The sequence below is a fragment of the Dietzia sp. NPDC055340 genome, assembly GCF_053645335.1.
Map to the genome: position 1 here is coordinate 233,585 of NZ_JBSHML010000001.1, position 25,086 is coordinate 258,670.

Below are 25,086 nucleotides of genomic sequence, written 5' to 3' on the forward strand. Positions count from 1 at the left end.
CAACCATGGACAAGACCAACCCCTACAACGCCGACGCACGGGCGTACAGCTCCGAGCTCGACATCCGCGTCACCGACTCCTCGCTGCGGGACGGCTCGCACCACAAGCGGCACCAGTTCTCGGTCGAGGACGTCCGCAACGTCGTCGGCGCCCTCGACGGCGCGGGAGTCCCCGTCATCGAGGTCACCCACGGTGACGGGCTCGGCGGCGCGTCGTTCAACTACGGCTTCGCCAAGTCGTACGACCAGGAGCTCATCAAGGCGGCGGCCGAGACCGCCAAGCAGGCCAAGATCGCGTTCCTCACGCTGCCCGGCCTGGGTATCAAGGACGACATTCTCGCCGCGCGCGACAACGGCGGTTCCATCTGCCGCGTCGCCACCCACTGCACCGAGGCCGACGTCTCGATCCAGCACTTCGGCTACGCACGCGAGCTCGGCCTCGAGACCGTCGGCTTCCTCATGATGAGCCACACCCAGCCGCCCGAGGTGCTGGCCAAGCAGGCCCGCATCATGGCCGACGCCGGCTGTCAGTGCGTCTACATCGTCGACTCGGCCGGCGCGCTCGTGATGGACCAGGTCTCCGACCGCGTCGCGGCGCTCGTCGCCGAACTCGGTGACGACGCCCAGGTCGGCTTCCACGGCCACGAGAACCTCGACGTGGGCGTGGGCAACTCGATCATGGCGATCCGTGCGGGCGCCCAGCAGATCGACGGCTCGACCCGCCGATTCGGCGCCGGCGCCGGCAACACGCCCGTCGAGGCCCTGGTCGGCGTCTGCGACAAGCTCGGTATCACCACCGGCGTCGACTTCTTCAAGATCGCCGACGCCGCCGAGGATGTCGTCCGCCCGCTCATGCCCACCGAGTGCGTCGTCGACCGCCAGGCCATGATGCTCGGCTACGCCGGCTGCTACTCGTCGTTCCTCAAGCACGCCGAGGGGCATGCGCAGCGCTACGGTGTGCCGTCCTCCGAGATCCTCATCCGCGCCGGCGAGCGTCGCCTCGTCGGCGGCCAGGAGGATCAGCTCATCGACATCGCGCTGGAGATCCAGAAGGAGCAGGCGAACGCCTGATCCGCGCTCCGCATCGCCCAGCCGCGCCCCTCGGAGTCAGCCTCGCCGGATATGCCCGGGCTGCTGATTCCGGGGGGCGCGGCTGTATGCGCTCACGGATCGACCGCAGCCGGGCCGGTGGCCCAGGCCACGACGGGCTCGAGGGCGGCCTCGTCGACCTGATCGAGGCGCCGCGCCGGCAGCAGCATCCGCGCGGCGGGGGCGTCAGGGGTGCGACGCAGCGATCGGCGCAGCGCGGCCATCAACACGCGGTCCGGCCGGGTGAGACGTGCCGGGTCGAGGTCGCCGCGCAGGTGGAACGTCGTGACGACGCGGTGGGAGGCGGCGACGAGTTTCGCGGCGAGGTCGCCGCGCCCCGGGTCACTGGCGGGGGAGAGGGCGACGACGACGAGGGCCACGCGACCCGGAGCCGACCGGATCGCCCGGATGACCCGTCTCCGGCCCATGATGCGCGTCGCGTACACGGGCGCGAGGACGATCAACGGGTCCGGCCGGCCGGAGGCGTCGAACGAGGACAGCTCCACCGCCGACGTACCCAGACGCTCGGCGAGAGCGAGGGCGTACCGGCGAGTGGAGCCGTACTTGGAGGTGTAGACGATGGCGGGGCGACTCACGCACCTGAGTCTGTCACCCCACCGGGGTCAGTCGGAGTAGGAGACCTCGACGCGGTCGGTCTTGGGCAGCAGTTGGCAGCTGAGGACGTAGCCCTCGTCGACCTCCTCGGGGTCGAGGATGCCGTTGTGGATCATCTCGACCTCGCCCGACTTGAGGATGCAGGCACACGCCGAGCACTCGCCCTTGCGGCACGAGAACGGCGCCTTGATGCCCTTGGAGAGCAGGACGTCCAGCAGCGGGGTGTTGCGCGGCCAGTCGACCTCGTGGATCTCGTCGTCGAGTTCCACGATCGCGGTGGCGGGCCCGGTGCCGTCGTCGCTCGGGGTGTCGTCGATGACGATCTCGGCGAACGGGTCGCCCTCGATCGAGGAGAACACCTCGGTGTGGATGAGGTGCATGTCGGCGCCCGAGCGGCGGAGGCCATCCTTGACGGTCTCCATGAACGGGGCCGGCCCGCAGATGTAGGAGTGACGCTTGGCGGCCACCGGCTGCAGGACGTTGCCGATCATCTCGGCGGTGGGGATGCCGGAGACCGACTCGAGCCAGTGGACCACCGTGAGACGGTCAGGGTGCTCCCGCTGGAGCTTCTGCAGCTCGTCCTTGAAGATCACCGAGTTCTCGTCGCGGTTGGCGTACACCATGACGATGTGTCCGGTGCCCTGCGCGATCGCGGACCGGAGGATGGACATGACCGGTGTGATGCCCGAGCCGGCCGCCAGCAGGATGAAGTCCTGGTCGAGATTCTTGGGGGTGAAGATGCCGGACGGGGCCAGGACGTGCATGTCCATGCCGGCTTCGGCGTTGTCGCACAGCCAGTTCGAGCCGTAGCCGTCAACCGTCCGCTTGACCGTCACCTTGAGCTGCGAGTCCTCGGTGGGCGAGCTCGACAGCGAGTAGCAGCGGGCAACGGATCCGGTCTGGTCGCTCGGGATACGCAGGGTGAGGAACTGGCCCGGCGTGTACCGGAAGTCCGCCTCCGAACCTGCGGGGACGTCGAAGACGATGGACTTGGCGTCCGTGGTCTCCTCGATCACCTCCGCGATCCTGAGTTCGCGAACGAAGGAGCCCAGCTGTGGGGTTTCGGTCATGGGGAAAGCCTATCGGGTGGAGATAGAGGCCCGGCGACGACGATTCCGCGGAGCGGTAGTGCGGCCGCTCCGCGGAATGCTGGTCGGTCGGTCACTCAGGGGCGTAGAATGGGTTGACCATGTGCTCGGCGTCGACCGGGTCGACACCCTCGGCGAGGGTGATCAGGCCCTCGGAGTAGGCGTAGTGGATGCTTGCGAGCATCCGGGGACAGGTGTCCTCGCCCTCGGGGATCTCCCCGCCGGAGCGCCACTCGGAGAGCACGGGGCACTGCTGGTCGCTGCCGTCGCGCCACTGGATGGACGTGTGCTTGTCACTGTTCTTGCGGACGAATGCGCGGGTGCCGCAGCTCCGGCAATCGACAGGTTGGAAGCCGGCGCGCGTGTACGTCTCCCGGTCCAGGCTGGTGTCGGCGTGGAGCTGCGCGGCGCGCGCCGGGTCGGTCTCGTCCCAGGTGGGCGCGCGCCGCGAGTCGTTCTGCTTGAACGTCACTTGTCGGCCTTGGACGCCTTCGCCTCACCGGCGACCTCGGCCATGCCGGTGTACTGGGTCTGCTCGTCGGAGACCTCGGCCTCGCCGGCCTGCTGCTTGCGCATGTTCTCGGCGACCTCCTTCTCCCAGTACTGGTTGGCGGCCGTGGTGTCGACCTCGAACTCGAAGCGCTCCTGCATCTCGGGCTCGACCTTGTCGCGGTCCACGTAGAACTGCTCGTACCAGCGGCGAAGCTGGTAGACGGGGCCGTCCTCCTCGCACAGCAGTGGGTTGGCGATGGACGACTTGCGCTGCCAGATGCGGACGTCCTGGAGGAAACCGTCGCCGAAGAACGTGGCGATCTTGGTGGCCATCTTGGTGGAGGTCTCGTCGTCGAACCCGGCCGGCTTCTTGACCATCAGCCCGTACATGAGCACGAACGAGTTCTGGTCGACCGGGTAGTGGCAGTTGATCAGAATGACCTCGGACTCGAAGTCGCCGTACTGCTGCTTGAGCGGGTTGATCATGAACGCGGGCCCGTAGTACGCGGCCACCGACTCGAGCAGGGTGTCGCCGTACTTTCCACCCGAGGGGTCGTGGTCCGGACGGCCCTTGGTGTTGAGGTACTGGGTGGCGGTCTGGCCCTCGAACACGTTCTTGAAGTAGGTCGGGAACGCGTAGTGGATGTAGAAGAAGTGGGCCATGTCCACGACGTTGTCGACGATCTCCATGCAGTTGGAGCCCTCGATCTCCAGGCGGTTCCACACCCAGTCGGTCCACTCGCCCGTGTCGTACTCGTCGAGGTAGGGGATCGCGTCCTCATCGCGGGGCGGGTTGCCCTCGTGGTCGTGCCAGACGAAGACGAGGCCGTTCTGCGTCATGGTGGTCCAGGCCCGGGTCTTGGCGCGAAGCGGGACACGCTTGGCGTACGGGATGCCCTTGCATTTGCCGTCGCCGCCCCAGCGCCAGTCGTGGAACGGACAGGCGATGTTGCCGTCCTTGATCTCGCCGTCCGAGAGGTCCCCGCCCAGGTGGCGGCAGTAGCCGTCGAGGACGTTGATGCCGTCGTCATTGGCCCACACGACGAGCTTGGTGCCGAACGCGTGGATGGAGTGCGGCTTGCCGTCGGAGAACTCCTTGACGGTCCCGATGCAGTGCCAGCCGCGCGCGTAGCGATCTCGCACCTCGCCGGTGTCGATCTCGCGGATGGCGCCGGGGGCCTGGGTTGGTGTGGTCATGATGAAGCCTCCTGATGGCATGAGCCTGATGAGAACAGGTTATAGAATCGTGTGAGGGGCCACAACCAATCCCGTCGGTGCTGGCACACCGTGCCAGTCCCGGGGGCGGGAGGGTGGTGTCTGGTGCAAAACTGGAACGTGTTCTAGTCTAGATCACACGCCGCACACATGCCAGAGAGGGATCACATGAGCCAGTACGCCAATCACGAGGTCATCGACCGGATCAAGGCCCTGCTGCCCGGCTTCGCCGAGCGTGCCCAGGAGACGGAGGACCTGCGGAAGGTCCATCCGAAGAACATCGCCGAGCTCGATGAGGCCGGCTTCTTCAAGCTCTGCCAGCCCGCCCAGTGGGGTGGGTACGAGGCCGACATGGAGACCTTCTACACCGCGGCGATGACCATCGCGACGGCCTGCCCGTCGACCGGTTGGTGCGCGAGCATCCTCGGGATCCACAACTGGCACCTGGCGCTGTTCCCGCAGCAGGCCCAGGAGGAGGTCTGGGGCGAGGACCCGACCGTGCGCATCTCCTCGTCCTACGCCCCGATGGGCGCGGCCAAGAAGACCGCCGACGGACTGGTCCTCAACGGCAAGTGGTCCTGGTCCTCCGGCTGCGAGCACGCCGACTGGGTGTTCGTCGGTGGCCCGGTTCTCGACGAGAACGACAAGATGGTCGACTTCTGCACCTTCCTGGTCGAGAAGTCGCAGTACGAGATCCTCGACGTCTGGCACGTCGCCGGCCTCAAGGGCACCGGCTCCAACGACATCCTCGTGAAGGACGCGGTCATCCCGGAGCACCGCGTGCTCTCGTTCGGCCTGATGGCCGCCACCAAGAGCCCGGGCCTCGAGGTCAACACCAACCCGATCTACAAGATGCCGTGGGGCACCATCCACCCCACCACCATCTCCACGCCCATCGTCGGCATGGCGTTCGGCTGCTACGAGGTGCATCGCGAGCACCAGCGTGACCGCGTGCGCGCCGCGTTCGGTACCGCCGTCAAGGACGACCCGTTCGCCAAGGTCCGCCTCGCCGAGGCCGCCGGCGACATCGACGCCGCGTGGCTGCAGCTCATGCGCAACGTGCGCGAGGAGCAGGACATCATCACGGCCGGCGGCTACCCGGACATGACCCTGCGTACCCGCGCCCGCCGCGACCAGGTCCGCGCCACCCAGCGGTCGATCGACGCGATCGGCCTGCTGTTCCAGAACTCCGGCGCCCGCGCCCTGCAGGACACCTCGCCGATCCAGCGCTTCTGGCGTGATGCCAACGCCGGCCGGGTCCACGCCGCCAACGAGGCGACGAAGGCGTACATCATGTACGGGCAGAATGAGTTCGGCGAGAAGGTCACGGACTCGATGGTCTGATCCGTACGACGGATCGAAGGGACTGGCAGAAGATGGCAATCAGCAATTTCGGTTACGTCCGGGTGTTCGCCACGGACATGGACGCGTGGCGCGAGTACGGCACCAAGGTGCTGGGCTTCGTGGTGGGCTCCGGTGATGACCCGAACGCGCTCTACTTCCGTATGGACGACCATCCGCACCGCTGGATCATCGTCCCGGGCGAGGAGGACAAGCTCGGCCAGGTGGGCTGGGAGTGCGCGAACGAGGGCGAGTTCGAGGACGTCAAGTCCCGTCTCGACGCCGCGGGGGTCCCGTGGGAGGAGGCGCCGGAGGAGGTCAAGCGCGACCGCAAGGTCCGTGGCCTCATCACCTGCCAGGACCCGGCCGGGTTCACGCTGGAGATCTACCATACGATCGCGCTGCAGCACCGCCGCATCCCGACGCCGTACGGTCACGAGTTCGTGACCGGCGACCAGGGTGCGGGCCACATCGTCCTGTCCACCCCGGACGAGGTGGCGGCGCTGGAGTTCTACCGCGACGTGCTCGGTTTCTCGCTGCGTGACTCGATGAGTCTGCCGCCGGAGATCGTGGGCCGCCCAGCCGACGGCGAGCCCGCGTGGCTGCGCTTCCTCGGGTGCAACCCACGTCACCACTCACTGGCGTTCACGCCGTTCCCCAACCCCACCGGGATCATCCACCTGATGGTCGAGGTGTCCTCGGCGGACGATGTGGGGCTGGCCCTGGACCGGGCGCAGCGCAAGCAGGTCCGGATGTCGGCGTCGCTCGGCCGCCACGTCAACGACAAGATGATGAGCTTCTACATGAAGACGCCCGGCGGCTTCGACTGCGAGTACGGCTGCGAGGGCATGCAGGTCACCGATGACGAGAAGTGGGTGGCCCGCGAGTCCACCGCCGTGAGCCTCTGGGGCCACGACTTCTCCGTCGGCTTCAAGTAGACGCCTAGGCTGGGCCCACATCCGTATCGCCCGACGGCGGCGCGGGTGTGGGCCCGGCCGTAGCCGCGCCCTCCGCTCGCCCCGAACAACGTCCATGGGAGGACCGACCCGATGAGCAGCACCGAAGACCGCCCCGAGGGCCAGAATTTCTCGAGTCGGGAGCTGCGCGACGCGCTCGGCCAGTTCTGCACCGGCATCACAGTGATCACCGCGGTGGACGAGGGCGCCCCGGTGGGCTTCGCCTGCCAGTCGTTCTCCGCGCTGTCGCTGGAGCCGCCGCTCGTCTTGTTCTGCCCCATGAAGACCTCCGGGTCGTGGAAGGGCATCGAGAAGGCCGGGAGGTTCGCGGTCAACATCCTCTCCGAGGAGCAGGAGGACGTCTCCTCGACCTTCGGCCGTCGTGGTGACGACAAGTTCGCCGAGATCGACTGGGAGCCGAGCCCACTCGGTTCGCCGGTGATCAAGGGCGTCATGGCGTGGTTGGACTGCGAGATCGACCAGGTCCTCGACGGCGGCGACCACTGGATCGTCCTCGGCCGCGTCCACGATCTCGGCCCCACCAAGCGCGACATCCGGCCGCTGCTGTTCTACCGCGGCGCCTACCTCAGCATCGAGGAGGACGTCGTGGACCCCACGCCCGAGCAGGAGGAGTTGGCCAACTTCATCACCTCGGCCGACTCCTACACCTGGCTGTGAGGTAAGCGGCCATGACAGGGAACACCGCCGGGAACGCGACCGGGCCGCTCGCCGCCGCACTGGCCGAGGCCGAGGGGATCATCAGGCAGGCGCCGCACGTGCGCACCGAGGCCGACGTGGCCGAGGGCCTCGACTACCTGCTCGGCACCCTTCGTGGGGTGATCGAGGGGGGTCAGCACCGGGGCCGCACGCACCCGCAGCTGTTCGAGGCGACGGGCCCCTACACCAAGATGGGCCTGGACAACCCGGACACGCTGTACTTCTACGCGAACCTCGCCGACGACGCCGAGTACGTCGTCGAGGGCCGGCGCGGTACCACGGCGGATCTGTCGTTCCAGGTCATGGCGGGAAACTACTCGGCGGACGAGCGCGCAGCGTCGCACGCGGCTTTCGACGACCGCGCCCTGGAGATCGGCACCGACGGCCGGTACTCCTTCCGGATGGGACCGGCGAGGTACGACGACGACGAGGGCGACCCCGGTTACGTGGTGCTCCACCCCGGCTCGTCGATGATCGCGGTCCGCGAGGTGTTCTCGGACTGGGCGGTGGAGGAGGCCGGGTCGGCCACGCTCCGTCGTGTCGATGCCGCGGGCACCGCACCCGAGCCCGCCACGGTCGCCGGCCAGGAGAAGTTCTACGCCAAGCTGGCGGAGGCTCTGATCGGGCGGCTCCGGACGTGGCTGGCGTTCCCGGGCTGGTTCTTCGGTGACCAGGAGCGCAACACGCTGTACACGCCCCGCAGCACGCCCGGCGGGCTCACCACGCAGTACTCGTCGGCGGGGATCTTCGAGCTCTCCCCGGATGAGGCCATGGTGATCTCGGTGCCCGTCGCCGGGGTGCCCTACCAGGGCTTCCAGCTGGGCAGCATGTGGTATGCCTCGCTCGACTACGTGCACCACCAGACCAGCCTCACCGCCGACCAGGCGCACGTGGACTCCGACGGTATGGTCCACCTGGTGCTCTCCGAGCAGGACCCGGGTCTGGCCAACTGGCTCGAGCTGCTCGGCCACCGCGAGGGGATCATGCAGTTCCGGTGGCAGCGGGTCGATGGCCCCATCACCCCGGAACAGGGCCCGACGCTGAAGGTCGTGCCCTTCGATTCGCTGGCCGACGAGGTGCCCGGGTACGCCGACCAGCGGGTGAGCCCTGAGCAGTGGCGCGAGCGGATCGCCGCGCGGCAGCAGGCGTTCGCACGCCGCGGACTTTCGTAGGAGGGGCCTGTCATGAGTGACGACGCCGACCGGGTCCATGTGGGGACCGTCGAGGACCTGCACGCCAGCGCCTCGCGCGCCGTCGGACTGGAGGATTTCGGGGACGGTGCCGACGCCCATCGCGAGGCCCTGGGTGTCCTGCTCGAGTCCCTGCACACCGACGCCGGCCTGACCCCCGCGGGCAGCAAGTACTGGCGCTCGGTCCTCAAGAGCGCGCTGACCGCCAGGCTCATGGCGAACGCCGGGTTCGCGGCCGCGCCGGAGCAGACGGGCGTGGAGATCGAGCGGCCCGTCGTCGTCACCGGGTTGCCCCGCACCGGCACCACGGCGCTGCACCGGCTCCTCGGTGCCGACCCAACCAACCAGGGGCTCGAACTGTGGCTCACGGAGGTGCCGCAGCCGCGGCCGCCGCGCGAGAGCTGGGAGGACGACCCCGCCTACGTCGGGCTGCGCGACCTGTACGCCGGGTTCATGTCCGAGAATCCCGACTACGGCGGTGTGCACTACATCTCCGCCGACGACCTCGAGGAGTGCTGGCAGCTGCTCCGTCAGTCGGTGACGTCGGCGTCGTACGAGTGCCTCGCCCGGCTCGACGGCTACTCGAGCTGGCTCCAGGGTGCCGACTGGGCGCCCGCGTACCGGCGGCACAAGCGCAACCTGCAGCTCATCGGGGCCAATGACCCCGGACGTCGCTGGGTGCTCAAGAACCCCAGTCACCTGTTCACGCTCGACGCGCTGCTCGAGGTGTATCCGGACGCCGTGGTGGTGCAGACGCATCGGGATCCGCGGAAGTCGATGGCCTCGATGTGCTCGCTCGCGCACCGCACCGCCGCAGACTGGTCGACGCGTTTCACGCCCGAGTACATCGGTGAGTCCCAGCTGGAGATGTGGGCGCGTGGCGTCGAGACCTTCGATGCCGTTCGGACCCGGCACGAGGCGGACCCGGCGTCGAGGGCGACGTTCGTCGACGTGGAGCACCGTGAGTTGGTGCGCGACCCCGCCGGCGTGGTCGAGCGCGTCTACGCGGCCGCCGGGGAGACGCTCGACGACGATGTGCGTGCGGCCGTCGAGGCGGAGAACTCCAGGAGCCTGTCCGGTGACCGCGCGCCCGCTCACAGGTACACGCTCGCCGACTACGGGCTGAGCGAAGCGCAGATCGCCGAGCGCTTCGCCGGCTACCGCGGCCTCGACACCTGATCCCTCCCGCCCGCGCCGCCGCCCCGCCGCGCCGCCGCCCCGCCGCGCCGCTGCCCCGCCGCGCCGTGCGCCCCGTCTCGGCCCCCAGCAGGCGGTTGCAAGACACGCCCCTCGAGTTGCACGACACGTGGTGCGAGAAATCGCCGTAGAAGCGCACCGGATGTCGTGCTTCTGGCTATTGATGTCTTGCAACCGCGGTGGGCGGTGAATCAGCCTCGGGGCGGTACCGGACCCGGCAGGCCGATCACCGGCAGTGTCGGCAGGCAGCGCGGGGTGACCGCGCTGTCCGGGTCGATCGCGTTCAGGGTGAGGTCGATCGTGCGCGGGTCCACGGCGAACGACGCGTGGTCGGCCATGTCCTGCGGGCAGCCGTCCTGGACGACGATCTGGGTCGCGCCCGGGGCGTGCACGAACGCCGCCGACGGGGGAGAGGCCTGGTCGTGGATGCCGGCGAGGATCGTGTAGTCCGTCTCGCGGTGGAACGGGGTGTCGCCCACGGCCCAGAGGTCGTCTATGAAGGCCGCGTCGGGCAGGCCGTCCCCGAACGGGCTGGCCCGGAATGTGTTCTCCACGGACGCCCCGGCCTCCGGGCCGGCGCCGGGGATGAGGTCGGCATTGCCGTAGAGATTGCCCGCGAGCAGCACCGCCCGCCCGACCTTGCCCGGCCGGTCGACCTTCGCCAGGTGCGCTGCCACCGGCACGCCGGCGGACAGCCCGATCAGATCGACCTTCTCCGCACCGGTACCCGCGAGTACGCGGTCGATGTAGTCGGCCATCTCGTCCTGCGCCTGACGGAAAGGGGCTCGGGTGCCGATGCCGGGATGATCGGGCAGTGCGCCCCAGGTGGGGGCGAACACGCAGTAGCCCTCCTCGACCAGCGTCGGCACCATGCCGCTCCACTGGTTGAGCCCGTTGCCGCCCATGCCGTGCAACAGGATCACGGGATTCGGGTGCTCGGCGGACGGGCGGCAGGACCAGTCGTCGGTGCCGGGCCACGGCTGGCCGGGATTCAGGAGGTTGAACATCCCGCCGGACGCGTTGGTGTGGTCGATCGACGCTGCGGTGGCGGCGCCCGAACCCATGACGAGCGCGGCGGCGGCAGCCAGTAGGGCGCGGCTGACGGATGGACGGCTGACGGGCATGCGGCGCTCCAGGACTCAGGTGCGGGTGAGCGCAGACGCTAGCAGCCGCGACACGCCCGTGGTGGCCGCTTCACGCACCCCCGTGTCGGCCCCGGCGCGCCTGAGGCTAGAGGTACTTGGCCACGGCACTGACGATCCGGTCGGCCACTTCCGGCTTACACACGAGCAGGTCCGGGAACTCGATCTCGTCGACGTTGTACTGCAGGTCCGTCCCGTCGAGGTGGCTGGCGTGCAGGCCGCGCTGCGTCACCACACCGTAGGTCGCGGCGGAGTCCCACTGATGGTGGCCGCTGGTGTGGATGAAGGCATCGCACTCGTCCTCGACCACCGTCGCGGTCTTGCCGCCGCCGGAACCGAGGTGGGTGAGTGTGGCGTCGAGCTCGGCGGCCAGTTCCTCGGCGAACGCCGGCGGCTCGGCCTCGGACACGGCGATGCGGAGCCGATCGTCCGCGCGGGGAGGGACCAACGGCCCGGGCCGGGGGCCACGGATGATCGACATCGGCTGATAGGTGGTGGCGCCCCGCCCGGTGAGGACCCGGCCGTACGCCGGCATCGCGATCGCACACGCGGTGATGCCGCCGACGCCCTCAGGGTCCTTCTCCCACAGCGCCACCTGCACGGCCCAGTCGGGGCGGCCCTGAGCGACGTATGAACGCACCCCGTCGAGGGGGTCGAGGAACCAGACCCGATTGGCCTCGAGCCGGGTCCGCGACTCCGGATCCCATTCCCCGAACACCACGTCATCGGGCCTGGCGACGGCCAGCCGGTCGACCATGACGGCCTGCGCCTCGCCCTCGGCGAACGCGCCCAGATCCTCCGGCGCGACCCTGGAGACCCGGAGGTCGGTGAGCAGGCGCCCGGCCTGAGCTGCCAGGTCCTCGGCGAGTCGTTGGTCGTTGGTCCGTCCGTGCTCGGGGAAAGGGCTCATGGGGCCGATTCTAGAGGTCCGGGCTAGAGCCCCGCGGCGACCTCCAGTGCCGAGAGGAGCTCGTGGGGCTGACCGAGCAACTGCGCGGTGCCGTGCGCTCGCTTGAAGAACAGGTGGGTGTCGTACTCCCACGTGATCCCCACGCCGCCGTGGAGCTGGATCGACTCACCTGTGATCCACTGCAGCGCCTCCGAGCAGTAGACCTTGGCGGCGGCCGCCTCGATCTCCGCGGCGTAGGCGGCGGCATCGGCCTCGGGGCCGTCCCCGAGCTCCTGCGCCTGCGCGACCAGCGCGGCGGCGGAGTAGGACAGCGAGCGGGCGGTCTCGACACGGACGTACATCTCCGCCATGCGGTGCTTGAGCGCCTGGAACGAGCCGATCACGCGGCCGAACTGCTTGCGCTCCTGCGTGTACTGCACGGTCGCGTCCAGCACGGCACGGGCGGCGCCGACCTGCTCGGCCGAGATCGCGGCCCACGCCGCGGCCCGCAGGCGCGACAGGAAGCTGTCGCGGGTGGCGACCGGGGCCGCCGAGGCGGAGTCGAACTCCACGCGCGACAGAGTGCGGGTGGGATCCATGACCGGCACGCGCGTGATGGTCACGCCGTCGGCGGAGGCGGGCAGCTCGAACAGACCCACGGTGTCGCCGGTGACGGCCACGACCAGCAGCGTCGACGCGGTGTCCGCGCCGAGCACATGGTGGGCGGTGCCGGTCAGTGACACGGAGTCTGCGCCGGCGGGGGAGTCGGCGCGCACACCGGGGCTGGCCCAGCCGCCCGCGCCGGCCCAGCACAGCGCGACCTGCTCACCGGCGGCGATGCCGGGCAGGAGGCGGGCGGAGGCCTCGGCGTCGCCGGCGGCGAGCACGGCCTGCGCGGACAGCACGGCCGAGCCGAGCATGGGCGACGGGGTGAGCCGACGGCCGAGCTCCTCGCACACCAGGTGCGTCTCGACCCAGGTGGCGCCGGCGCCGTCGAATTCCTCGGGGATCGACAGCGCGGCGGCGCCGATCTGCTCGACCAGCGTCGACCACAGTGCCGGGTCGTAGCCGTCGTCGGAGTTCATCGCCGCACGGACGGCCTCCGAGTCGGACTTCTTCTCCAGCAGCGAGGCCACCGACCGGCGCAGGGCGGCCTGTTCGTCGGTGTCGACGCCGGGGGAGGCGGCCGGGACTGAGTCCGCGGAGGAGGTGGCAGACGCGGTCATCGCGCGGCCTCCAGCGAGTCGAGCACGCGGCCGCGGTGGTAGCTCTGCGTGCCCCAGGCGGTCTGCAGGGCGCGGGTCTTGGTCAGCCACAGCCCCAGGTCGTGCTCGAGGGTGTAGCCGATCGCCCCGTGGACCTGCAGGGCGGTGCGGGCCGACAGGTAGGCGGCGTCGGCCACGGCCACGCGGGCGGCGGAGACGTCGCGGACGGCGGCCTCCGGATCACCCGGGTTCTCGGCGATCGCCAGGGCGCCCGCCCACAGTAGCGGCCGTGCCATCTCCAGCGCGATGGCCACGTCGGCGAGCTGGTGCTTGAGCCCCTGGTACTCGCCGATGAGCTTGCCGTACTGCTTGCGCTGCTTTGCGTAGTCGACACTCATGGTGAGCATCGCCTGGCCCAGTCCCATGAGCTGGGCGGCGGTGCCGATCGCGCCGTGGTTGATCAGGTCGACCGTGCTGTGGGCGGCCACCCGGCCGCCGCGGGTCGGGGTGGTGACGGTGCGGGCCCGGTCGACCGACCGGCGGGACTCGTCGGCGGTGCCGGTGAAGACCTCGTCGTCGTCGACAACCCACAGGTACTGCGCGGCGTGGGCGTCGGGTGCGAACGGGGAGACCCCCGGCGCGGCCACCGAGGCGAGCGTGCCAGCGGCGAGCTCGCCGGCGACGTCGCCGAACTCGGAGTCGCCGCCGAGCGCGGCGGCGATGCGCGGCGCGACCATGACCGACTCCACGACCGGGCCGGGCACTGCGTGGCGACCCAGGACCTCGAGCGCGGTGACGGCCTCTACGGCCGTGGCGCCTGCCCCGCCGGCCTCCTCGGGCACGAGAAGCGCGGCGGCACCGGTCTCGGCGATGCGGCCCCACACGGCGGTGCCGGGCGCGGTATCACCGTCGGCCCAGGCGCGGATGACCGACGGCATGTCGGACTTGGCCAGCAGGGAGTCGATGCTCGCGGCGAAGTCGGTGATGTCGGGATCGAGTGCGAAATCCATGGTGTCCCCCGTTATCCGCGCGGAAGGCCGAGAAGGCGCTCGGCGATGATGTTCTTCTGGACCTCGTTGGTGCCCGCGTAGATGGGCCCGGAGAGGGCGAACAGGTAGCCGTCCATCCACTGCTCACCGGCGAGCTCGCCCGCGGTGTCGAGAATGTCCAGCGCCGTCTCGTGGGTCGCGATGTCCCACTTCGACCAGAAGACCTTGTTGATGGAGGACTCGAAGCCCAGGTTGGCCCCGCCGGTGAGCTTGGTGACCGTGTTCCAGGTGCTCAGCTCATAGGCGCGGGAGCCGATCCAGGCGTCGACCACGCGGTCCGCCAGCGCGCCACGGTTGCGCTCGTCCAGCTCGGACTCGGCGCCGGACCACAGCTCCAGCAGCCGGTCCGTGGTGGCCAGGAACCGACCGGGCGAGCGCAGCGACAGGCCGCGCTCGTTGTTGGCGGTGGACATGGCCACCTTCCAGCCCTGGTTGACCTCGCCGATCACGCCGGACTCGCCCGGGTTCGCGGGATCATCGGGAACGAACACGTCCTCGAGGAACAACTCGGCGAAGCCGGGCAATCCGTCCAGCTGGTCGATCGGACGCACGGTGACGCCCTCGGCCCGCAGATCGAACATGAAGTAGGTCAGGCCCTTGTGGCGCGGCTCGTCCGGGTCGGTACGGAACAGGCCGAAGCCCTTGTCGGCGAACGAGGCGCGGGTCGACCACACCTTCTGGCCGTTCAGGACCCAGCCGCCGTCGACGCGCTTGGCGGTCGAGCGCAGCGAGGCCAGGTCGGACCCGGCCTCCGGCTCGGACCAGGCCTGCGCCCAGATGTCGTCGGCGCGGGCCATGCGCGGCATGATCCGCTCGAGCTGCTCGGGGGAGGCGTGGTCGAACAGCGTGGGGGCCAGCAGGAAGATGCCGTTCTGGCTCACCCGCAGGGGCGCGCCGGCGCGGAAGTACTCCTCCTCGAACACCACCCAGTTGACCAGGCCGCAGTCGCGTCCGCCGTACTCGGCGGGCCAGGACACGACCGACATTCGGGCGTCGGCCATCTTCGCCTCCCACGCGCGGTGGGCCTCGAACCCCTCGGCGGTGTCCATGTGGGGAAGCGGCTCGGCCGGCACGTTCTCGGCCAGCCACTGCCGCACCTCGAGGCGGAATTCCTCGGTCGCGGCGTCCAGATCCAGGTCCACGCCTCAGCTCTCCTTGTTCGTGTCGGTGTTGCCCTTGTTGGCGCTGTCGCGCATCGAGCGGGCGTCCATGCCGCCGAGGGAGGCGGAGAACGAGTCGGTGTCGTCCGGCTCGGCGTTGGCGGAGTGGGAGAACATGTGCCAGCCGAACGCGGTGTCCAGCGAGGTCTGCAGCCCCATCTGGTCCTCGTTCGAGTTGACGACCTTCTTGGTCAGCGTCAGACCGAACGCCGGCATGGCCTTGATCTCGCCGGCGATCTCGTCGACCTTCGCCTGCAGCTCGTCGCGCGGCACGACGTGGTTGAGCATCCCCCAGTCCAGCGCCTCGGCGGCACCGAACCTACGACCGGTGTAGAGGATCTCCTTGGCGCGCCGCGGCCCCAGCACGAAGGCGTGCGCGAAGTACTCGACGCCCGGGATGCCCATCTTCACCACCGGGTCGGAGAAGAACGCGTCGTCGGAGGCCACGATGAAGTCGCAGACCCACGCCAGCATGAGTCCGCCGGCGATGCACGCGCCGTGCACCTGGGCGATCATCGGCTTGGGGATCTCGCGCCAGCGGCGGCACATCTGCACGTAGACCTCGGTCTCGCGCGCGAGCCGCCGGTCGCCGCCGCCGCGGGTGGTGTGGTCCCACCAGATCGAGGCGCGGTTGGTGTACTGCACGTGGTGGTCGCGCTCGGTCGTGCCGATGTCGTGGCCGGCCGAGAAGTGCTTGCCGTTGGCGCGCAGGACGATCACGCGTACGTCCGGGTCCTCGACGGCCTTGATGAACGCGTTGTCCAGCGAGTACGTCATGACCGAGTTCTGCGCGTTGCGGAAGTCCGGCCGGTTGAGGGTGACGTACGCGGTGCCGTCGGTGACCTCGTACGCCACGGGCTGCGTGTCCGGACCGAGGTCGTCTACCTCGAGGACCGGGGGGATGGGTGCGTCGGTCATGAGCTGGGACTCTCCTTACCTAGCAAGTGCTTGGTTGGTACTGTACCGGACTTCGCGCGCGGGCCCGATTCAGACGCCTCGTCTCAGACGCCGTAGCCGCCGTCGACGTCGAGCTTCTGGCCCGAGATGAACCCGGCCCGGTCGGAGGCGAGGAACGTCACGGCCTCCGCGATGTCGCCGGCCGAGCCGAACCGCCGCAGCGGGATGTTGCCGCGCGTGATCTCCAGCGCCCGCTCGTCGAGGTCGCCCGAGGCGATCAGCCGCGACGCCATGCCGTCGGTGAGCATCCCCGGCCCCACGCAGTTCAGGCGCACCCCGTACCGCCCCTCCTCGGCCGCGAGGCCGCGCACGAGCTGCTCGACCGCGCCCTTGGGGCCGGCCGACAGGCCGTCGCGTACGGGGTAGCGGGTGGTGGCGGCGGTGGTGACGACGACGACGTTGCCCGCCACCGCACGCAGATGCGCCAGCGCCGGGTGCACCAGCGCGAAGAACCCGGCGGCGTCCTCGTCCAGCTGGCGCCGGAAATCGGCCGGCGATACGCGCGACAGGTGGACCATGGGCACGTGCGGGCCGGCGCAGTGGGCGAGGACGCGGATGCCGCCGAAGCGGGTTCCGATCCGGTCGACCGTGGCCGCGAGGGCGGCGTCTGCGTCGTCGTCGTTGTCGTCGTCGGAGTCGTCATGGACCGCGAGTCGTTCGAACTGCACGGTGCGCCCGTCCCCGCCCAACTCCCGCGCCAGGTCGACCGGCTCGGTCGAGCGGTACCCCAGCACCATCGGCGCGCCCGGGAACTCGACGGCCAGGCGGCGCGCGACGGCCGCCCCGATCCCGCCCGAGGCGCCGGTCACCACCACGGCGCCAACGGTGGGGGCGTCCGCATCTGCTGCGCTGCTCATCGCAGGTCCGTCTTGAGGATCTTGCCGGAGGGGTTGCGCGGGAACGCGTCGAGGAACTCCACCGTCCGCGGCCGCTTGAAGTTCGCCAGGTGCTCGGCGGCGAAGTCCATCACGTCCTGCTCGGTGAGCTCCGAGCCCTCGCGGCGCACGACGAACGCCTTGCCGACCTCGCCCATCCGCTCGTCCGGAACGCCGATCACCGCGGACTCCACCACGCCGTCCAGGCGCGCGAGCGTCTGCTCGATCTCAGCGGGGTACACGTTGAAGCCGCCCGTGATGTACATGTCCTTGAGCCGGTCGGTGATGCGCAGGTTGCCGTTCTCGTCGATCTCGCCCACGTCACCGGTGTGGAGCCAGCCGTCGGCGTCGAGCGTTGTGGCGGTGTTCTCGGGGTCGTCGAGGTAGCCCTGCATGACCATGGGGCCGCGGGTGAGGATCTCGCCCTTCTCGCCGATCCGGATCTCCATGCCGGGGTACGCGCGGCCGCAGGTGGTGGCCACGGTGACGGCGTCGTCGGTGGGGCGGCAGGTGGTGATGAAGCCCATCGTCTCGGTCTGCCCGTAGGCGGTGATGACGGTCTCCAGGCCCAGATCGGACTGCATGCGCTCGACCAGCACTACCGGCACCACGGCGGCGCCGGTCACGGCCAGCCGCAGCGACGACAGGTCGTACTGGCCGCGCATCGGCTCGTCGAGGAGGGTCTGGAAGATCGTCGGCGCGCCGGGTAGGACGGTGGCGCGCTCGTCCTGGATCAGCCGCAGCGTCTCGGCGGTGGAGTACACGGCCAGCGGGATGATCGGCGCGCCGAACAGCACGCACACCAGGAAGCCGGCCTTGTAGCCGAAGCTGTGGAAGAACGGGTTGACGATGAGGTAGCGGTCGGTCTCGGTGAGCTCGCCGTTGCTGCCCCACGCGTGGGCGCCGGCGACGGTCTGGCGGTGTAGCGCCACGACGCCTTTGCTCTTACCGGTGGTGCCCGAGGTGAAGAGGATGTCGGCCACGTCGTCGCCGGTCACCGCGTCGGCGCTGGCGTCGGCGCGGCTGAGGAGTCCGTCGGTGGCGCGGGCTCGGAGGTCGGAGTAGTCGACGACGTCCACGCCCGCACCGTCGGCGGTCACCGTGTCGCCACCGTCGAGGGGGATCCGCACCACGGTCTTGAGTTGCGTGGACTCCGCCAGCGAGCCGCCGGCCGCGGCCGTGAGGTCCGCGATCCGCTCGGCGCCGAGGAACGCCCCGGCCACCACGGCGGCGACCGCGCCCGTGCGCTGGATCAGCTCGAGCGTCTCGCTGCCGGTGTAGCGGGTGTTGGCCGGCACGACGGTGGCGCCGACGTACTGCGCGCCGAGTGCGGCCACCACCCAGTGGTGCGTGTTGGGCGCCCAGATGACGATCCGGTCGCCGGCCTCGACCCCGCGGTCGAGCAGGCCGGCGGCGAAGTGGCGGACCTCGTCGAGGAGCTCGGCCCAGGTCCAGCGGGTGTCCTGGCCGGGTTGGACGTCGATGATCGCCTCGCGGTCCGCCCACAGGGTCGCTGCTCTTCGCAGCGCGGCGGGGATGGTGTCCACGGGCTGGCGGTCGGCTGGTGCGCGGTCGGTCATCGCGGGCTCCTCAGGGCTGCGGGTGTGGCGGAGGCAACCCTACCAAGCAAGTGCTTGGTGGCGCGGTCCGCCGTGGCTGGCTGCGTCTGCGCCATCCCGCCGCCTCGCCATCCCGCCGCCTCGCCATCCCGCCGACCCGTCGTGCACCGCCTCGTCCCGCCGCCCCGCTGACTATCCGCCCGGTTGCAAGACAACTGCTCACGTTTGCAAGGCAATCGGGGCGAGATCTGGCCCCGAAACCGCACCGGAGGTCTTGCGAGTGGGAAGGCGTGTCGTGCAACCGGGTGGTGGGTTCGTCCGGCGGTCCGCGAGCGGCATGCGGCGGACGGGAAGGGGCCGCGACTGCCGGGTTGGGCGGCCCGGTGCACTACCAAGCAAGTGCTTGGTAGTGTGTCGGCATGACCGAGAACACCAGGCCTGCGTCGGAGATGTCCGACGACGAGTTCGCCGGCCAGTTCCGCGCCTGGCTGGACGCCAACCTCGTCGGCGAGTTCGCCGAGATCAAGGGGGTCGGCGGGCCGGGCAGCGAGCACGAGTTCTTCCCCCAGCGACTGGCCTGGGAGCGACACATGGCCGCCGCGGGCTGGACCTGTGTCGGCTGGCCGGTCGAGTACGGCGGCCGCGGCGCGAGCCTGAGTCAGCAGGTGCGCTTCCACGAGGAGTACGCCAAGGCCGACGCCCCGGCGCGCGTGTCCCACCTGGGCGAGACGCTGCTCGGGCCGACACTCATCGCGCACGGTACGCAGGAGCAGAAGGACCGCTTCCTGCCGAAGATCGTCGACATCACCGAGCTGTGGGCCCAGGGTTACTCCGAGCCGGGCGCCGGCTCCGACCTGGCAAACGTCGCCACCACCGCCCGGTTGGGCGAGGACGGCAAATGGCACATCGACGGCCAGAAGGTGTGGACCTCACTCGCGCACCTGAGCCAGTGGGCGTTCGTCGTAGCCCGAACCGAGGAGGGCACGAGCCGCCACAAGGGACTGAGTTTCCTGCTGGTGCCGCTCGACCAGCCGGGCGTCGAGATCCGTCCCATCCAGCAGCTCACCGGCACCTCCGAGTTCAACGAGGTGTTCTTCGACGACGCGGTCACCGACGCGTCGATGATCGTGGGGGAGCGCGGCGAGGGCTGGAAGGTCGCCATGACCCTGCTCGAGTTCGAGCGCGGGGTGTCCACGCTCGGCCAGCAGGTCGGGTTCGCCCGCGAGCTCGACGAGATCACCCGGATGGCGCACGCGAACGGCAGCGCGCAGGATCCGGCGGTGCGCGAGCGCATCACCCGCGCCTGGATCGGTCTGAAGGTCATCCGCGCCCACGCCCTGCGCACGCTGGCCGACCGCGACCCCACCGGCGGCACCGCCTCGGCGGCCAAGCTGCTGTGGGCCAACTGGCACCGCGACCTCGGCGAGCTCGCGATGCTGGTCCAGGGTGCGGAGTCGCTCACCGGACCCACCGAGACGTCCGAGGGCGTACCCAACGATCTGCGGGACCCCGAGAACGTGGAGCTGGCGCTGTGGCAGCGGCTGTTCCTGTTCACCCGCTCCGACACCATCTACGGCGGATCCAACGAGATCCAGCTCAACATCATCTCCGAGCGCGTGCTCGGACTACCCCGAGAGGCCAGGCCGTCATGACCGAGCAGAAGTCCCCCCTCGCCGTCGTTCCCGAGGAGACCCCGGGCCACGGCCTGCTCAAGGGTAAGAAGGTCGTGGTGACCGCCGCGGCCGGTACCGGCATCGGCTTCTCGTCCGCCCGTCGCGCCGCGCTCGAGGGCGCCGACGTGCTGGTCTCCGACTTCCATGAGCGGCGCATGAACGAGGCCCGCGACGCGCTGGCCGCCGAGTTCCCGGACCAGCAGTTCGAGGCGATCACCTGCAACGTGCAGTCCACCTCCGACGTGGACGCGCTCATCACCGGCGCCGTGGAGAAGCTCGGCCGGATCGACGTGCTGATCAACAATGCCGGGTTCGGCGGCGAGGCCGAGCTCGTCGACATGACCGACGAGGACTGGGACCGCGTCCTGGACATCACGCTGAACGGCACGTTCCGCGCGACCCGCGCCGCGCTGCGCTACTTCCGCGACGTGCCGCACAACGGCGTGATCGTCAACAACGCCTCCGTGCTCGGCTGGCGCGCGCAGCGGGCGCAGGCCCACTACGCCGCCGCCAAGGCCGGCGTCATGGCGCTGACCCGGTGCTCGGCCATCGAGGGGGCGGACTACGGCGTGCGGATCAACGCCGTGGCGCCGTCGATCGCCCGGCACAAGTTCCTCGAGAAGTCCGCCTCCTCGGATCTGCTCGACGAGCTGGCCTCGAAGGAGGCCTTCGGCCGCGCCGCCGACGTGTGGGAGGTCGCCGCGACCATCGCGATGCTCGCCAGCGACTACACCACCTACCTCACCGGCGAGGTCGTCTCGATCTCCTCGCAGCGCGCCTGATCTCCGCGGAGCTCCGCGTCGCGGCAGGGGCGATCAGGCCGCGGCGCGGACCTTCTCCGCCTGCTTGACGAACGTGTCCATCGCTGTGGCCTGGGCCTCCGGCGAGACCTCGCCGGCGGGGATGGTCGCGGTGACGGAGACGCCGATCCCGCGGACCGTGCCGGTGACGATGAGGTTCCCGCTGGTGACGTTCTGGCCCATCATGTCCATCGAGCTGTCCTGCTGGACCGCGACGAAGTTCTCGACCCCGGCGGGGGCCTCGACGTCCAGCACCGTGTTGGCGGTCTCGGTGACCAGGTCCTGGCCGCCTTCGCCGAGCGGGAAGCTGACGGTCATGACCGGGCAGTCCTCGATCGCCGCGGCGCGATCCGGCAGGCCGTCGATCACCGTGGTGACGGCCACCGCGTAGGCGATGTCGTCCTTCTGTCCGGCCTGGATGGCCATCGTCCCCGGCTCGGACTGCGCCATCAGGGTGTCCTGGCTGAACTCCGCGCAGTGCGGCGGCTCGACCTTCAGCCCCTCGGTGAGGCCGCCGATCATGTCCATCCCGCCGGCGATCTCCTCCGGGGACACCGGCTGCAGGCCCAGGTCGGGAGCGTCCGCCGCGGTGAGGATCAGCTGGCCGAGCGCCGTGGCGGGGGCGGCCTCGGAATCCGCTTCCGCTTCCGTCGGCTCGGCCGACCCGGTGGCCGAGGTCTGCTGGGTGGCGGAGGTGTCGGTGGCCGCGGCGTCGTCGTCGACCTCCCCGATCGTGCAGGCGGACAGGCCCAGGGCCAGGCCGAGCGCTGCGGACGCGGCGAGGAGGCGGCGGCCACGCCGGCGGGGCAGGGTGGTGGCGGAGGAAGTCATGGAGCAGAGTCTAAGCAGGGCGGCCGCCCGGCGGGCGGTGGCGGTGGCGCGTCGAGCGCGGTCGACTGCCCAAACAAGTGCTTGGTTGGTATTGTGTCCGGTATGACCGCCACGAACAGACGCGACGAGCTCCTGTCGATCGCGGCCGGCCTCTTCGCGGAACGCGGCCTGCGCGCGACGACCGTGCGCGACATCGCCGACGCCGCCGGCATCCTCTCGGGCAGCCTCTACCACCATTTCAAGTCCAAGGAAGCCATCGTCGACGAGATCCTCCGTGGCTTCCTCGACGCGCTGTTCGGCGACTACCGGCGCATCGTGGAGTCCGGGATGGGCGCGCGCGAGACGCTGGAGGCCCTGGTGGAGGCGTCGTTCGAGGCCATCCACGACCACCGCGACGAGGTGGCGATCTACCAGGACGAGGTCAAGCACCTGCGCGGCAACGTGCGGTTCGACTACCTGGGCGAGCGCAACACCGAGTTCCGCGAGATGTGGACCGGGGTGCTGCGCCGCGGCATGGAATCCGGCGCCTTCCGCGACGACCTCGACGTGCGCCTGACCTACCGCTTCCTGCGCGACACCGTCTGGGTCGCGGTGCGGTGGTACCGCCCCGAGGGGGACGACGACCACGGCGCGATCGCCAACCAGTACCTGAACATCGTGCTCGACGGACTCGCCGTCAACTGAAGAGCCCCAGCACCACTGAGGAGAGACCAGCCATGACAGAAGTGACCGGCCGCGAGGCCTACGTGATCGACGCCGTCCGGACGCCGGTGGGCAAGCGCGGCGGCAGCCTGGCCGCGCAGCACCCCGCCGACCTCGGTGCCCACGTCATCAAGGCCGTCGTCGAGCGAACCGGCATCGACCCGGAGGTCGTCGACGACGTGATCTTCGGCTGTGTCGACACCATCGGCCCGCAGGCCGGCAACATCGCCCGCTCGTCCTGGCTCGCCGCCGGCATGCCGCTCGGTGTCCCCGGCACCACCGTCGACCGCCAGTGTGGCTCCAGCCAGCAGGCCATCCACTTCGGCGCCCAGGCCATCATGTCCGGCACCCAGGACGTGATCCTGTTCGGTGGCGTCCAGAACATGAGCGCCCTGCCCATCTCCTCGGCCATGCTCGCCGGCCGCGAGTACGGCTTCGACGACCCGTTCTCCGGCTCCACCGGCTGGACCGAGCGCTTCGGCACGCAGGAGATCTCGCAGTTCAACGGCGCCCAGATGATGGCCGACAAGTGGGACATCTCCCGCCGCGAGATGGAGGAGTGGGCGCTGCAGTCCCACAATCGCGCGCGTGCCGCGATCGCCGAGGGCCGCTTCGGAGCCGAGTACGTTCCGATGGCCGGCCTCGAGGCCGACGAGACCACCCGAGAGACGACACTCGAGAAGATGGCCTCGCTGCCCGTGCTCGCCGAGGGGGGTTCGCTCACCGCGGCCGTCGCGTCGCAGATCTGTGACGGCGCCTCCGCCGGCCTGCTGGCCTCCGCCGAGGCCGTCGAGAAGTACGGTCTCACCCCGCGCGCCCGCATCCACCACATGACCGTCCGCGGCGACGACCCGGTGATGATGCTGTCCGCGCCCATCCCGGCCACCAAGCACGCGCTGGCCAAGACCGGCCTGACGATCGACGACATCGACGTGGTGGAGATCAACGAGGCGTTCGCGCCCGTCGTGCTCGCCTGGATCAAGGAGACCGGCGCCGACCCGGCCCGCGTCAACCCCAACGGCGGCGGCATCGCCCTGGGCCACCCCCTCGGCGCCACGGGTGCCAAGCTGTTCGCCACGCTGCTCAACGAGCTCGAGCGCACCGGCGGCCGCTACGGCCTGCAGACCATGTGTGAGGGCGGCGGTACCGCCAACGTGACGATCATCGAGCGCCTCGACCGCTGATCTACACGGCCTTCTGAGCCCAGCCCTGAGCCCCGCACCGGATCATCGGTGCGGGGCTCTCGCGTCTCGCACCTTCGAGGCCCACCCATCAGGAGCCGGGGAAGCTCATGTCTCCGACACTGTCACTGATGTTGCCGGCCAGCGGGATGATGCTGCCGACGTCGATGCTGCTGCCGTTGCTCGAGCCCTCGGGGAGCTCAACACTGCCGGTCAGGCTGCTGGTGTCGAGTGCTCCGGTGCTCGCGCCGTCGATGCTGCCCTGACCCGACCCTGCAGCGGCTTCGCTGCCCGAGCTGCCCGCCCCGGCGTCCACGCCGAGGCTTCCGCTCGTGATGTCGGCGATGCTGCCGTGGAATCCGATGTCGACGGTGCTGCCCTGGTCTGACCCCGAGGCGCTGCCCAGCTCGATCATCCCGTCCGTCGAGCCGACGCCGAGCTCGGCGCTCCCGAGGCCGATGCTGCTGCCCTCGGCGGAACCGGAGCCGCCGACGCTTCCGGTGACGCTGCCCTCGAACGCCCCCAGTGGGTTGCCGACCTGGGTGAGGAAGAGGTTGATCTCCATCGGTGCCTCGTCCCTGCCGCCTACGCAGACCACGGGGGCGGCATAGAAGTCGTCCCGTACGCTATCTGCCTCCAGCGTGCCCGCGACGCCCGGGAGCGTGACCGGGGAAAGAGTATTGGCCAGGAGCAGGATGGTCACCTGGTCATTCAGGTCGCCGAGGGCGGCGATGATGTTCATGATGTCTCCGTCGAGTAGCGGAATGACCTCTCGGGCGACATCGGGGATGGCGTACAACGGGACGAGCGCGCCAGCACAGGACTGGCCGAGCACCGGGGGCCAGCCGAGCTTGCCCGGAATCGGGTTGTCGATTCGGACGGATACCCGGTTGTCCTCGACCGCCGGAAGGGATACGTCCGCGGCTAACGCCACGCCGCTACCGGCGAGCGCCATGCTCGCTACGGTGGCTACTGCCACCGACAGGTGAGTGATTCTTCTGACTGTGCGCATGTGATCTCCCGATGATTGGCCGTCGCCTCGTGAAGATACGCATATCCATGCTTGTCGTGGCGTGAATGGCTGTTCGGGGGAGCACGCTGCGAGTTGCCGGATCGGGGGCTCGGACGAAGACGCGAGCCCCGCACCTCGGCAGGGTGCGGGGC

At 69.9% G+C, this 25,086-nt stretch carries 24 protein-coding genes; 10 read left to right on the forward strand and 14 right to left on the reverse strand.

Going from position 1 to position 25,086, the window contains the following annotated elements; translation table 11 throughout:
* The first annotated feature begins 5 nt into the window (after nt 1–5).
* Nucleotides 6–1,070, forward strand: a complete 1,065-nt coding sequence (gene dmpG, locus ACWIFB_RS01075) for a 4-hydroxy-2-oxovalerate aldolase (protein WP_454057021.1) — start codon at nt 6–8, stop codon at nt 1,068–1,070.
* 92 nt (nt 1,071–1,162) lie between these two features.
* On the opposite strand, the gene ACWIFB_RS01080 is transcribed toward dmpG, so the two are convergent.
* The 4 genes from ACWIFB_RS01080 to ACWIFB_RS01095 form a co-directional block, all read right to left on the reverse strand.
* Entirely contained in the window at nt 1,163–1,684 is a 522-nt protein-coding gene (locus ACWIFB_RS01080) for a flavodoxin domain-containing protein (RefSeq protein ID WP_454057022.1), read from the reverse strand.
* Nucleotides 1,685–1,711: 27 nt separating this feature from the next.
* Nucleotides 1,712–2,773 carry a 2Fe-2S iron-sulfur cluster-binding protein gene (locus ACWIFB_RS01085; RefSeq protein WP_454057023.1) on the reverse strand — a complete coding sequence of 354 codons (1,062 nt, stop codon included), beginning with the start codon at nt 2,771–2,773 and terminating at the stop codon, nt 1,712–1,714.
* Between the two features lie 91 nt (nt 2,774–2,864).
* A complete protein-coding gene (locus tag ACWIFB_RS01090; protein ID WP_230931040.1) occupies nt 2,865–3,263 on the reverse strand; it encodes a hypothetical protein in 399 nt (132 codons plus the stop codon).
* Nucleotides 3,260–4,480, reverse strand: a complete 1,221-nt coding sequence (locus tag ACWIFB_RS01095; protein ID WP_452099604.1) for a Rieske 2Fe-2S domain-containing protein — start codon at nt 4,478–4,480, stop codon at nt 3,260–3,262. Before ACWIFB_RS01095 ends, ACWIFB_RS01090 begins: the two co-directional genes overlap by 4 nt.
* A gap of 186 nt (nt 4,481–4,666) precedes the next feature.
* Here ACWIFB_RS01095 and hsaA point away from each other — a divergent pair, with 186 nt between their 5' ends.
* From hsaA to ACWIFB_RS01120, 5 genes are all read left to right on the forward strand, one after another.
* Entirely contained in the window at nt 4,667–5,842 is a 1,176-nt protein-coding gene (gene hsaA, locus ACWIFB_RS01100) for a 3-hydroxy-9,10-secoandrosta-1,3,5(10)-triene-9,17-dione monooxygenase oxygenase subunit (protein ID WP_452099603.1), read from the forward strand.
* Nucleotides 5,843–5,874: 32 nt separating this feature from the next.
* Nucleotides 5,875–6,777 carry an iron-dependent extradiol dioxygenase HsaC gene (gene hsaC / locus ACWIFB_RS01105; RefSeq protein WP_452099602.1) on the forward strand — a complete coding sequence of 301 codons (903 nt, stop codon included), beginning with the start codon at nt 5,875–5,877 and terminating at the stop codon, nt 6,775–6,777.
* A gap of 111 nt (nt 6,778–6,888) precedes the next feature.
* The gene (gene hsaB / locus ACWIFB_RS01110) at nt 6,889–7,473 is read left to right on the forward strand and encodes a 3-hydroxy-9,10-secoandrosta-1,3,5(10)-triene-9,17-dione monooxygenase reductase subunit (RefSeq protein WP_264886742.1); all 585 of its coding nucleotides are present in this window, start codon (nt 6,889–6,891) and stop codon (nt 7,471–7,473) included.
* A gap of 11 nt (nt 7,474–7,484) precedes the next feature.
* Nucleotides 7,485–8,684 carry a hypothetical protein gene (locus ACWIFB_RS01115; protein ID WP_452099601.1) on the forward strand — a complete coding sequence of 400 codons (1,200 nt, stop codon included), beginning with the start codon at nt 7,485–7,487 and terminating at the stop codon, nt 8,682–8,684.
* 12 nt (nt 8,685–8,696) lie between these two features.
* Complete coding sequence (locus ACWIFB_RS01120; protein ID WP_452099600.1) at nt 8,697–9,881, forward strand: sulfotransferase family protein; 1,185 nt, start codon at nt 8,697–8,699, stop codon at nt 9,879–9,881.
* A gap of 209 nt (nt 9,882–10,090) precedes the next feature.
* Here the strand turns inward: ACWIFB_RS01120 and ACWIFB_RS01125 are convergent, their stop codons facing one another.
* From ACWIFB_RS01125 to ACWIFB_RS01160, 8 genes are all read right to left on the reverse strand, one after another.
* Entirely contained in the window at nt 10,091–11,023 is a 933-nt protein-coding gene (locus ACWIFB_RS01125) for an esterase/lipase family protein (protein WP_454057024.1), read from the reverse strand.
* Between the two features lie 106 nt (nt 11,024–11,129).
* A complete protein-coding gene (locus ACWIFB_RS01130) occupies nt 11,130–11,951 on the reverse strand; it encodes an inositol monophosphatase family protein (RefSeq protein ID WP_454057025.1) in 822 nt (273 codons plus the stop codon).
* Nucleotides 11,952–11,974: 23 nt separating this feature from the next.
* The gene (locus ACWIFB_RS01135) at nt 11,975–13,156 is read right to left on the reverse strand and encodes an acyl-CoA dehydrogenase family protein (RefSeq protein WP_454057026.1); all 1,182 of its coding nucleotides are present in this window, start codon (nt 13,154–13,156) and stop codon (nt 11,975–11,977) included.
* A complete protein-coding gene (locus tag ACWIFB_RS01140) occupies nt 13,153–14,145 on the reverse strand; it encodes an acyl-CoA dehydrogenase family protein (protein WP_454057027.1) in 993 nt (330 codons plus the stop codon). Before ACWIFB_RS01140 ends, ACWIFB_RS01135 begins: the two co-directional genes overlap by 4 nt.
* 11 nt (nt 14,146–14,156) lie before the next feature.
* Nucleotides 14,157–15,326: an acyl-CoA dehydrogenase family protein gene (locus ACWIFB_RS01145; RefSeq protein ID WP_452099594.1), complete on the reverse strand. Its 1,170-nt coding sequence runs from the start codon at nt 15,324–15,326 to the stop codon at nt 14,157–14,159.
* A 3-nt stretch (nt 15,327–15,329) separates the two neighbouring features.
* Nucleotides 15,330–16,262, reverse strand: coding sequence for an enoyl-CoA hydratase (locus tag ACWIFB_RS01150; protein ID WP_454057028.1), 933 nt, complete (start codon nt 16,260–16,262; stop codon nt 15,330–15,332).
* A gap of 83 nt (nt 16,263–16,345) precedes the next feature.
* The gene (locus ACWIFB_RS01155; protein WP_454057029.1) at nt 16,346–17,158 is read right to left on the reverse strand and encodes an SDR family NAD(P)-dependent oxidoreductase; all 813 of its coding nucleotides are present in this window, start codon (nt 17,156–17,158) and stop codon (nt 16,346–16,348) included.
* On the reverse strand, nt 17,155–18,756 hold the full coding sequence (locus ACWIFB_RS01160; RefSeq protein WP_454057030.1) for a FadD3 family acyl-CoA ligase: 1,602 nt from the start codon (nt 18,754–18,756) through the stop codon (nt 17,155–17,157). Before ACWIFB_RS01160 ends, ACWIFB_RS01155 begins: the two co-directional genes overlap by 4 nt.
* A 398-nt stretch (nt 18,757–19,154) precedes the next feature.
* Between ACWIFB_RS01160 and ACWIFB_RS01165 the strand changes: the two genes are divergently transcribed.
* Both ACWIFB_RS01165 and ACWIFB_RS01170 read left to right on the forward strand, forming a co-directional pair.
* Complete coding sequence (locus tag ACWIFB_RS01165) at nt 19,155–20,387, forward strand: acyl-CoA dehydrogenase family protein (protein ID WP_454057031.1); 1,233 nt, start codon at nt 19,155–19,157, stop codon at nt 20,385–20,387.
* Nucleotides 20,384–21,190 carry an SDR family oxidoreductase gene (locus ACWIFB_RS01170; RefSeq protein ID WP_452099589.1) on the forward strand — a complete coding sequence of 269 codons (807 nt, stop codon included), beginning with the start codon at nt 20,384–20,386 and terminating at the stop codon, nt 21,188–21,190. The genes ACWIFB_RS01165 and ACWIFB_RS01170 overlap by 4 nt, the downstream gene beginning before the upstream one ends.
* A gap of 33 nt (nt 21,191–21,223) precedes the next feature.
* Here ACWIFB_RS01170 and ACWIFB_RS01175 read toward each other — a convergent pair whose 3' ends face one another.
* Nucleotides 21,224–22,039, reverse strand: a complete 816-nt coding sequence (locus ACWIFB_RS01175) for a hypothetical protein (protein WP_454057032.1) — start codon at nt 22,037–22,039, stop codon at nt 21,224–21,226.
* Between the two features lie 102 nt (nt 22,040–22,141).
* Here ACWIFB_RS01175 and ACWIFB_RS01180 point away from each other — a divergent pair, with 102 nt between their 5' ends.
* Both ACWIFB_RS01180 and ACWIFB_RS01185 read left to right on the forward strand, forming a co-directional pair.
* Nucleotides 22,142–22,723: a TetR/AcrR family transcriptional regulator gene (locus tag ACWIFB_RS01180; protein ID WP_454057033.1), complete on the forward strand. Its 582-nt coding sequence runs from the start codon at nt 22,142–22,144 to the stop codon at nt 22,721–22,723.
* 32 nt (nt 22,724–22,755) lie between these two features.
* Nucleotides 22,756–23,925, forward strand: a complete 1,170-nt coding sequence (locus ACWIFB_RS01185; RefSeq protein WP_452099586.1) for an acetyl-CoA C-acetyltransferase — start codon at nt 22,756–22,758, stop codon at nt 23,923–23,925.
* Between the two features lie 88 nt (nt 23,926–24,013).
* Here ACWIFB_RS01185 and ACWIFB_RS01190 read toward each other — a convergent pair whose 3' ends face one another.
* Nucleotides 24,014–24,877 (reverse strand): hypothetical protein, encoded by an 864-nt coding sequence (locus tag ACWIFB_RS01190; RefSeq protein WP_454057034.1) that lies wholly within the window; start codon nt 24,875–24,877, stop codon nt 24,014–24,016.
* Between the last annotated feature and the right edge of the window lie 209 nt (nt 24,878–25,086).

Excerpts from the sequence above, each read along its gene's own strand:
- ACWIFB_RS01085 (WP_454057023.1), bottom strand. The coding sequence starts at position 2,773 with ATGACCGAAACCCCACAGCTGGGCTCCTTCGTTCGCGAACTCAGGATC.
- ACWIFB_RS01165 (WP_454057031.1), top strand. The coding sequence starts at position 19,155 with ATGACCGAGAACACCAGGCCTGCGTCGGAGATGTCCGACGACGAGTTC.
- ACWIFB_RS01125 (WP_454057024.1), bottom strand. The coding sequence starts at position 11,023 with ATGCCCGTCAGCCGTCCATCCGTCAGCCGCGCCCTACTGGCTGCCGCC.
- ACWIFB_RS01135 (WP_454057026.1), bottom strand. The coding sequence starts at position 13,156 with ATGACCGCGTCTGCCACCTCCTCCGCGGACTCAGTCCCGGCCGCCTCC.
- ACWIFB_RS01170 (WP_452099589.1), top strand. The coding sequence starts at position 20,384 with ATGACCGAGCAGAAGTCCCCCCTCGCCGTCGTTCCCGAGGAGACCCCG.
- hsaC (WP_452099602.1), top strand. The coding sequence starts at position 5,875 with ATGGCAATCAGCAATTTCGGTTACGTCCGGGTGTTCGCCACGGACATG.
- ACWIFB_RS01190 (WP_454057034.1), bottom strand. The coding sequence starts at position 24,877 with ATGGCGCTCGCCGGTAGCGGCGTGGCGTTAGCCGCGGACGTATCCCTT.
- ACWIFB_RS01095 (WP_452099604.1), bottom strand. The coding sequence starts at position 4,480 with ATGACCACACCAACCCAGGCCCCCGGCGCCATCCGCGAGATCGACACC.
- hsaA (WP_452099603.1), top strand. The coding sequence starts at position 4,667 with ATGAGCCAGTACGCCAATCACGAGGTCATCGACCGGATCAAGGCCCTG.
- dmpG (WP_454057021.1), top strand. The coding sequence starts at position 6 with ATGGACAAGACCAACCCCTACAACGCCGACGCACGGGCGTACAGCTCC.
- ACWIFB_RS01175 (WP_454057032.1), bottom strand. The coding sequence starts at position 22,039 with ATGACTTCCTCCGCCACCACCCTGCCCCGCCGGCGTGGCCGCCGCCTC.
- ACWIFB_RS01130 (WP_454057025.1), bottom strand. The coding sequence starts at position 11,951 with ATGAGCCCTTTCCCCGAGCACGGACGGACCAACGACCAACGACTCGCC.
- ACWIFB_RS01160 (WP_454057030.1), bottom strand. The coding sequence starts at position 18,756 with ATGACCGACCGCGCACCAGCCGACCGCCAGCCCGTGGACACCATCCCC.
- ACWIFB_RS01150 (WP_454057028.1), bottom strand. The coding sequence starts at position 16,262 with ATGACCGACGCACCCATCCCCCCGGTCCTCGAGGTAGACGACCTCGGT.
- ACWIFB_RS01140 (WP_454057027.1), bottom strand. The coding sequence starts at position 14,145 with ATGGATTTCGCACTCGATCCCGACATCACCGACTTCGCCGCGAGCATC.
- ACWIFB_RS01120 (WP_452099600.1), top strand. The coding sequence starts at position 8,697 with ATGAGTGACGACGCCGACCGGGTCCATGTGGGGACCGTCGAGGACCTG.
- ACWIFB_RS01185 (WP_452099586.1), top strand. The coding sequence starts at position 22,756 with ATGACAGAAGTGACCGGCCGCGAGGCCTACGTGATCGACGCCGTCCGG.
- ACWIFB_RS01115 (WP_452099601.1), top strand. The coding sequence starts at position 7,485 with ATGACAGGGAACACCGCCGGGAACGCGACCGGGCCGCTCGCCGCCGCA.
- ACWIFB_RS01180 (WP_454057033.1), top strand. The coding sequence starts at position 22,142 with ATGACCGCCACGAACAGACGCGACGAGCTCCTGTCGATCGCGGCCGGC.
- hsaB (WP_264886742.1), top strand. The coding sequence starts at position 6,889 with ATGAGCAGCACCGAAGACCGCCCCGAGGGCCAGAATTTCTCGAGTCGG.
- ACWIFB_RS01155 (WP_454057029.1), bottom strand. The coding sequence starts at position 17,158 with ATGAGCAGCGCAGCAGATGCGGACGCCCCCACCGTTGGCGCCGTGGTG.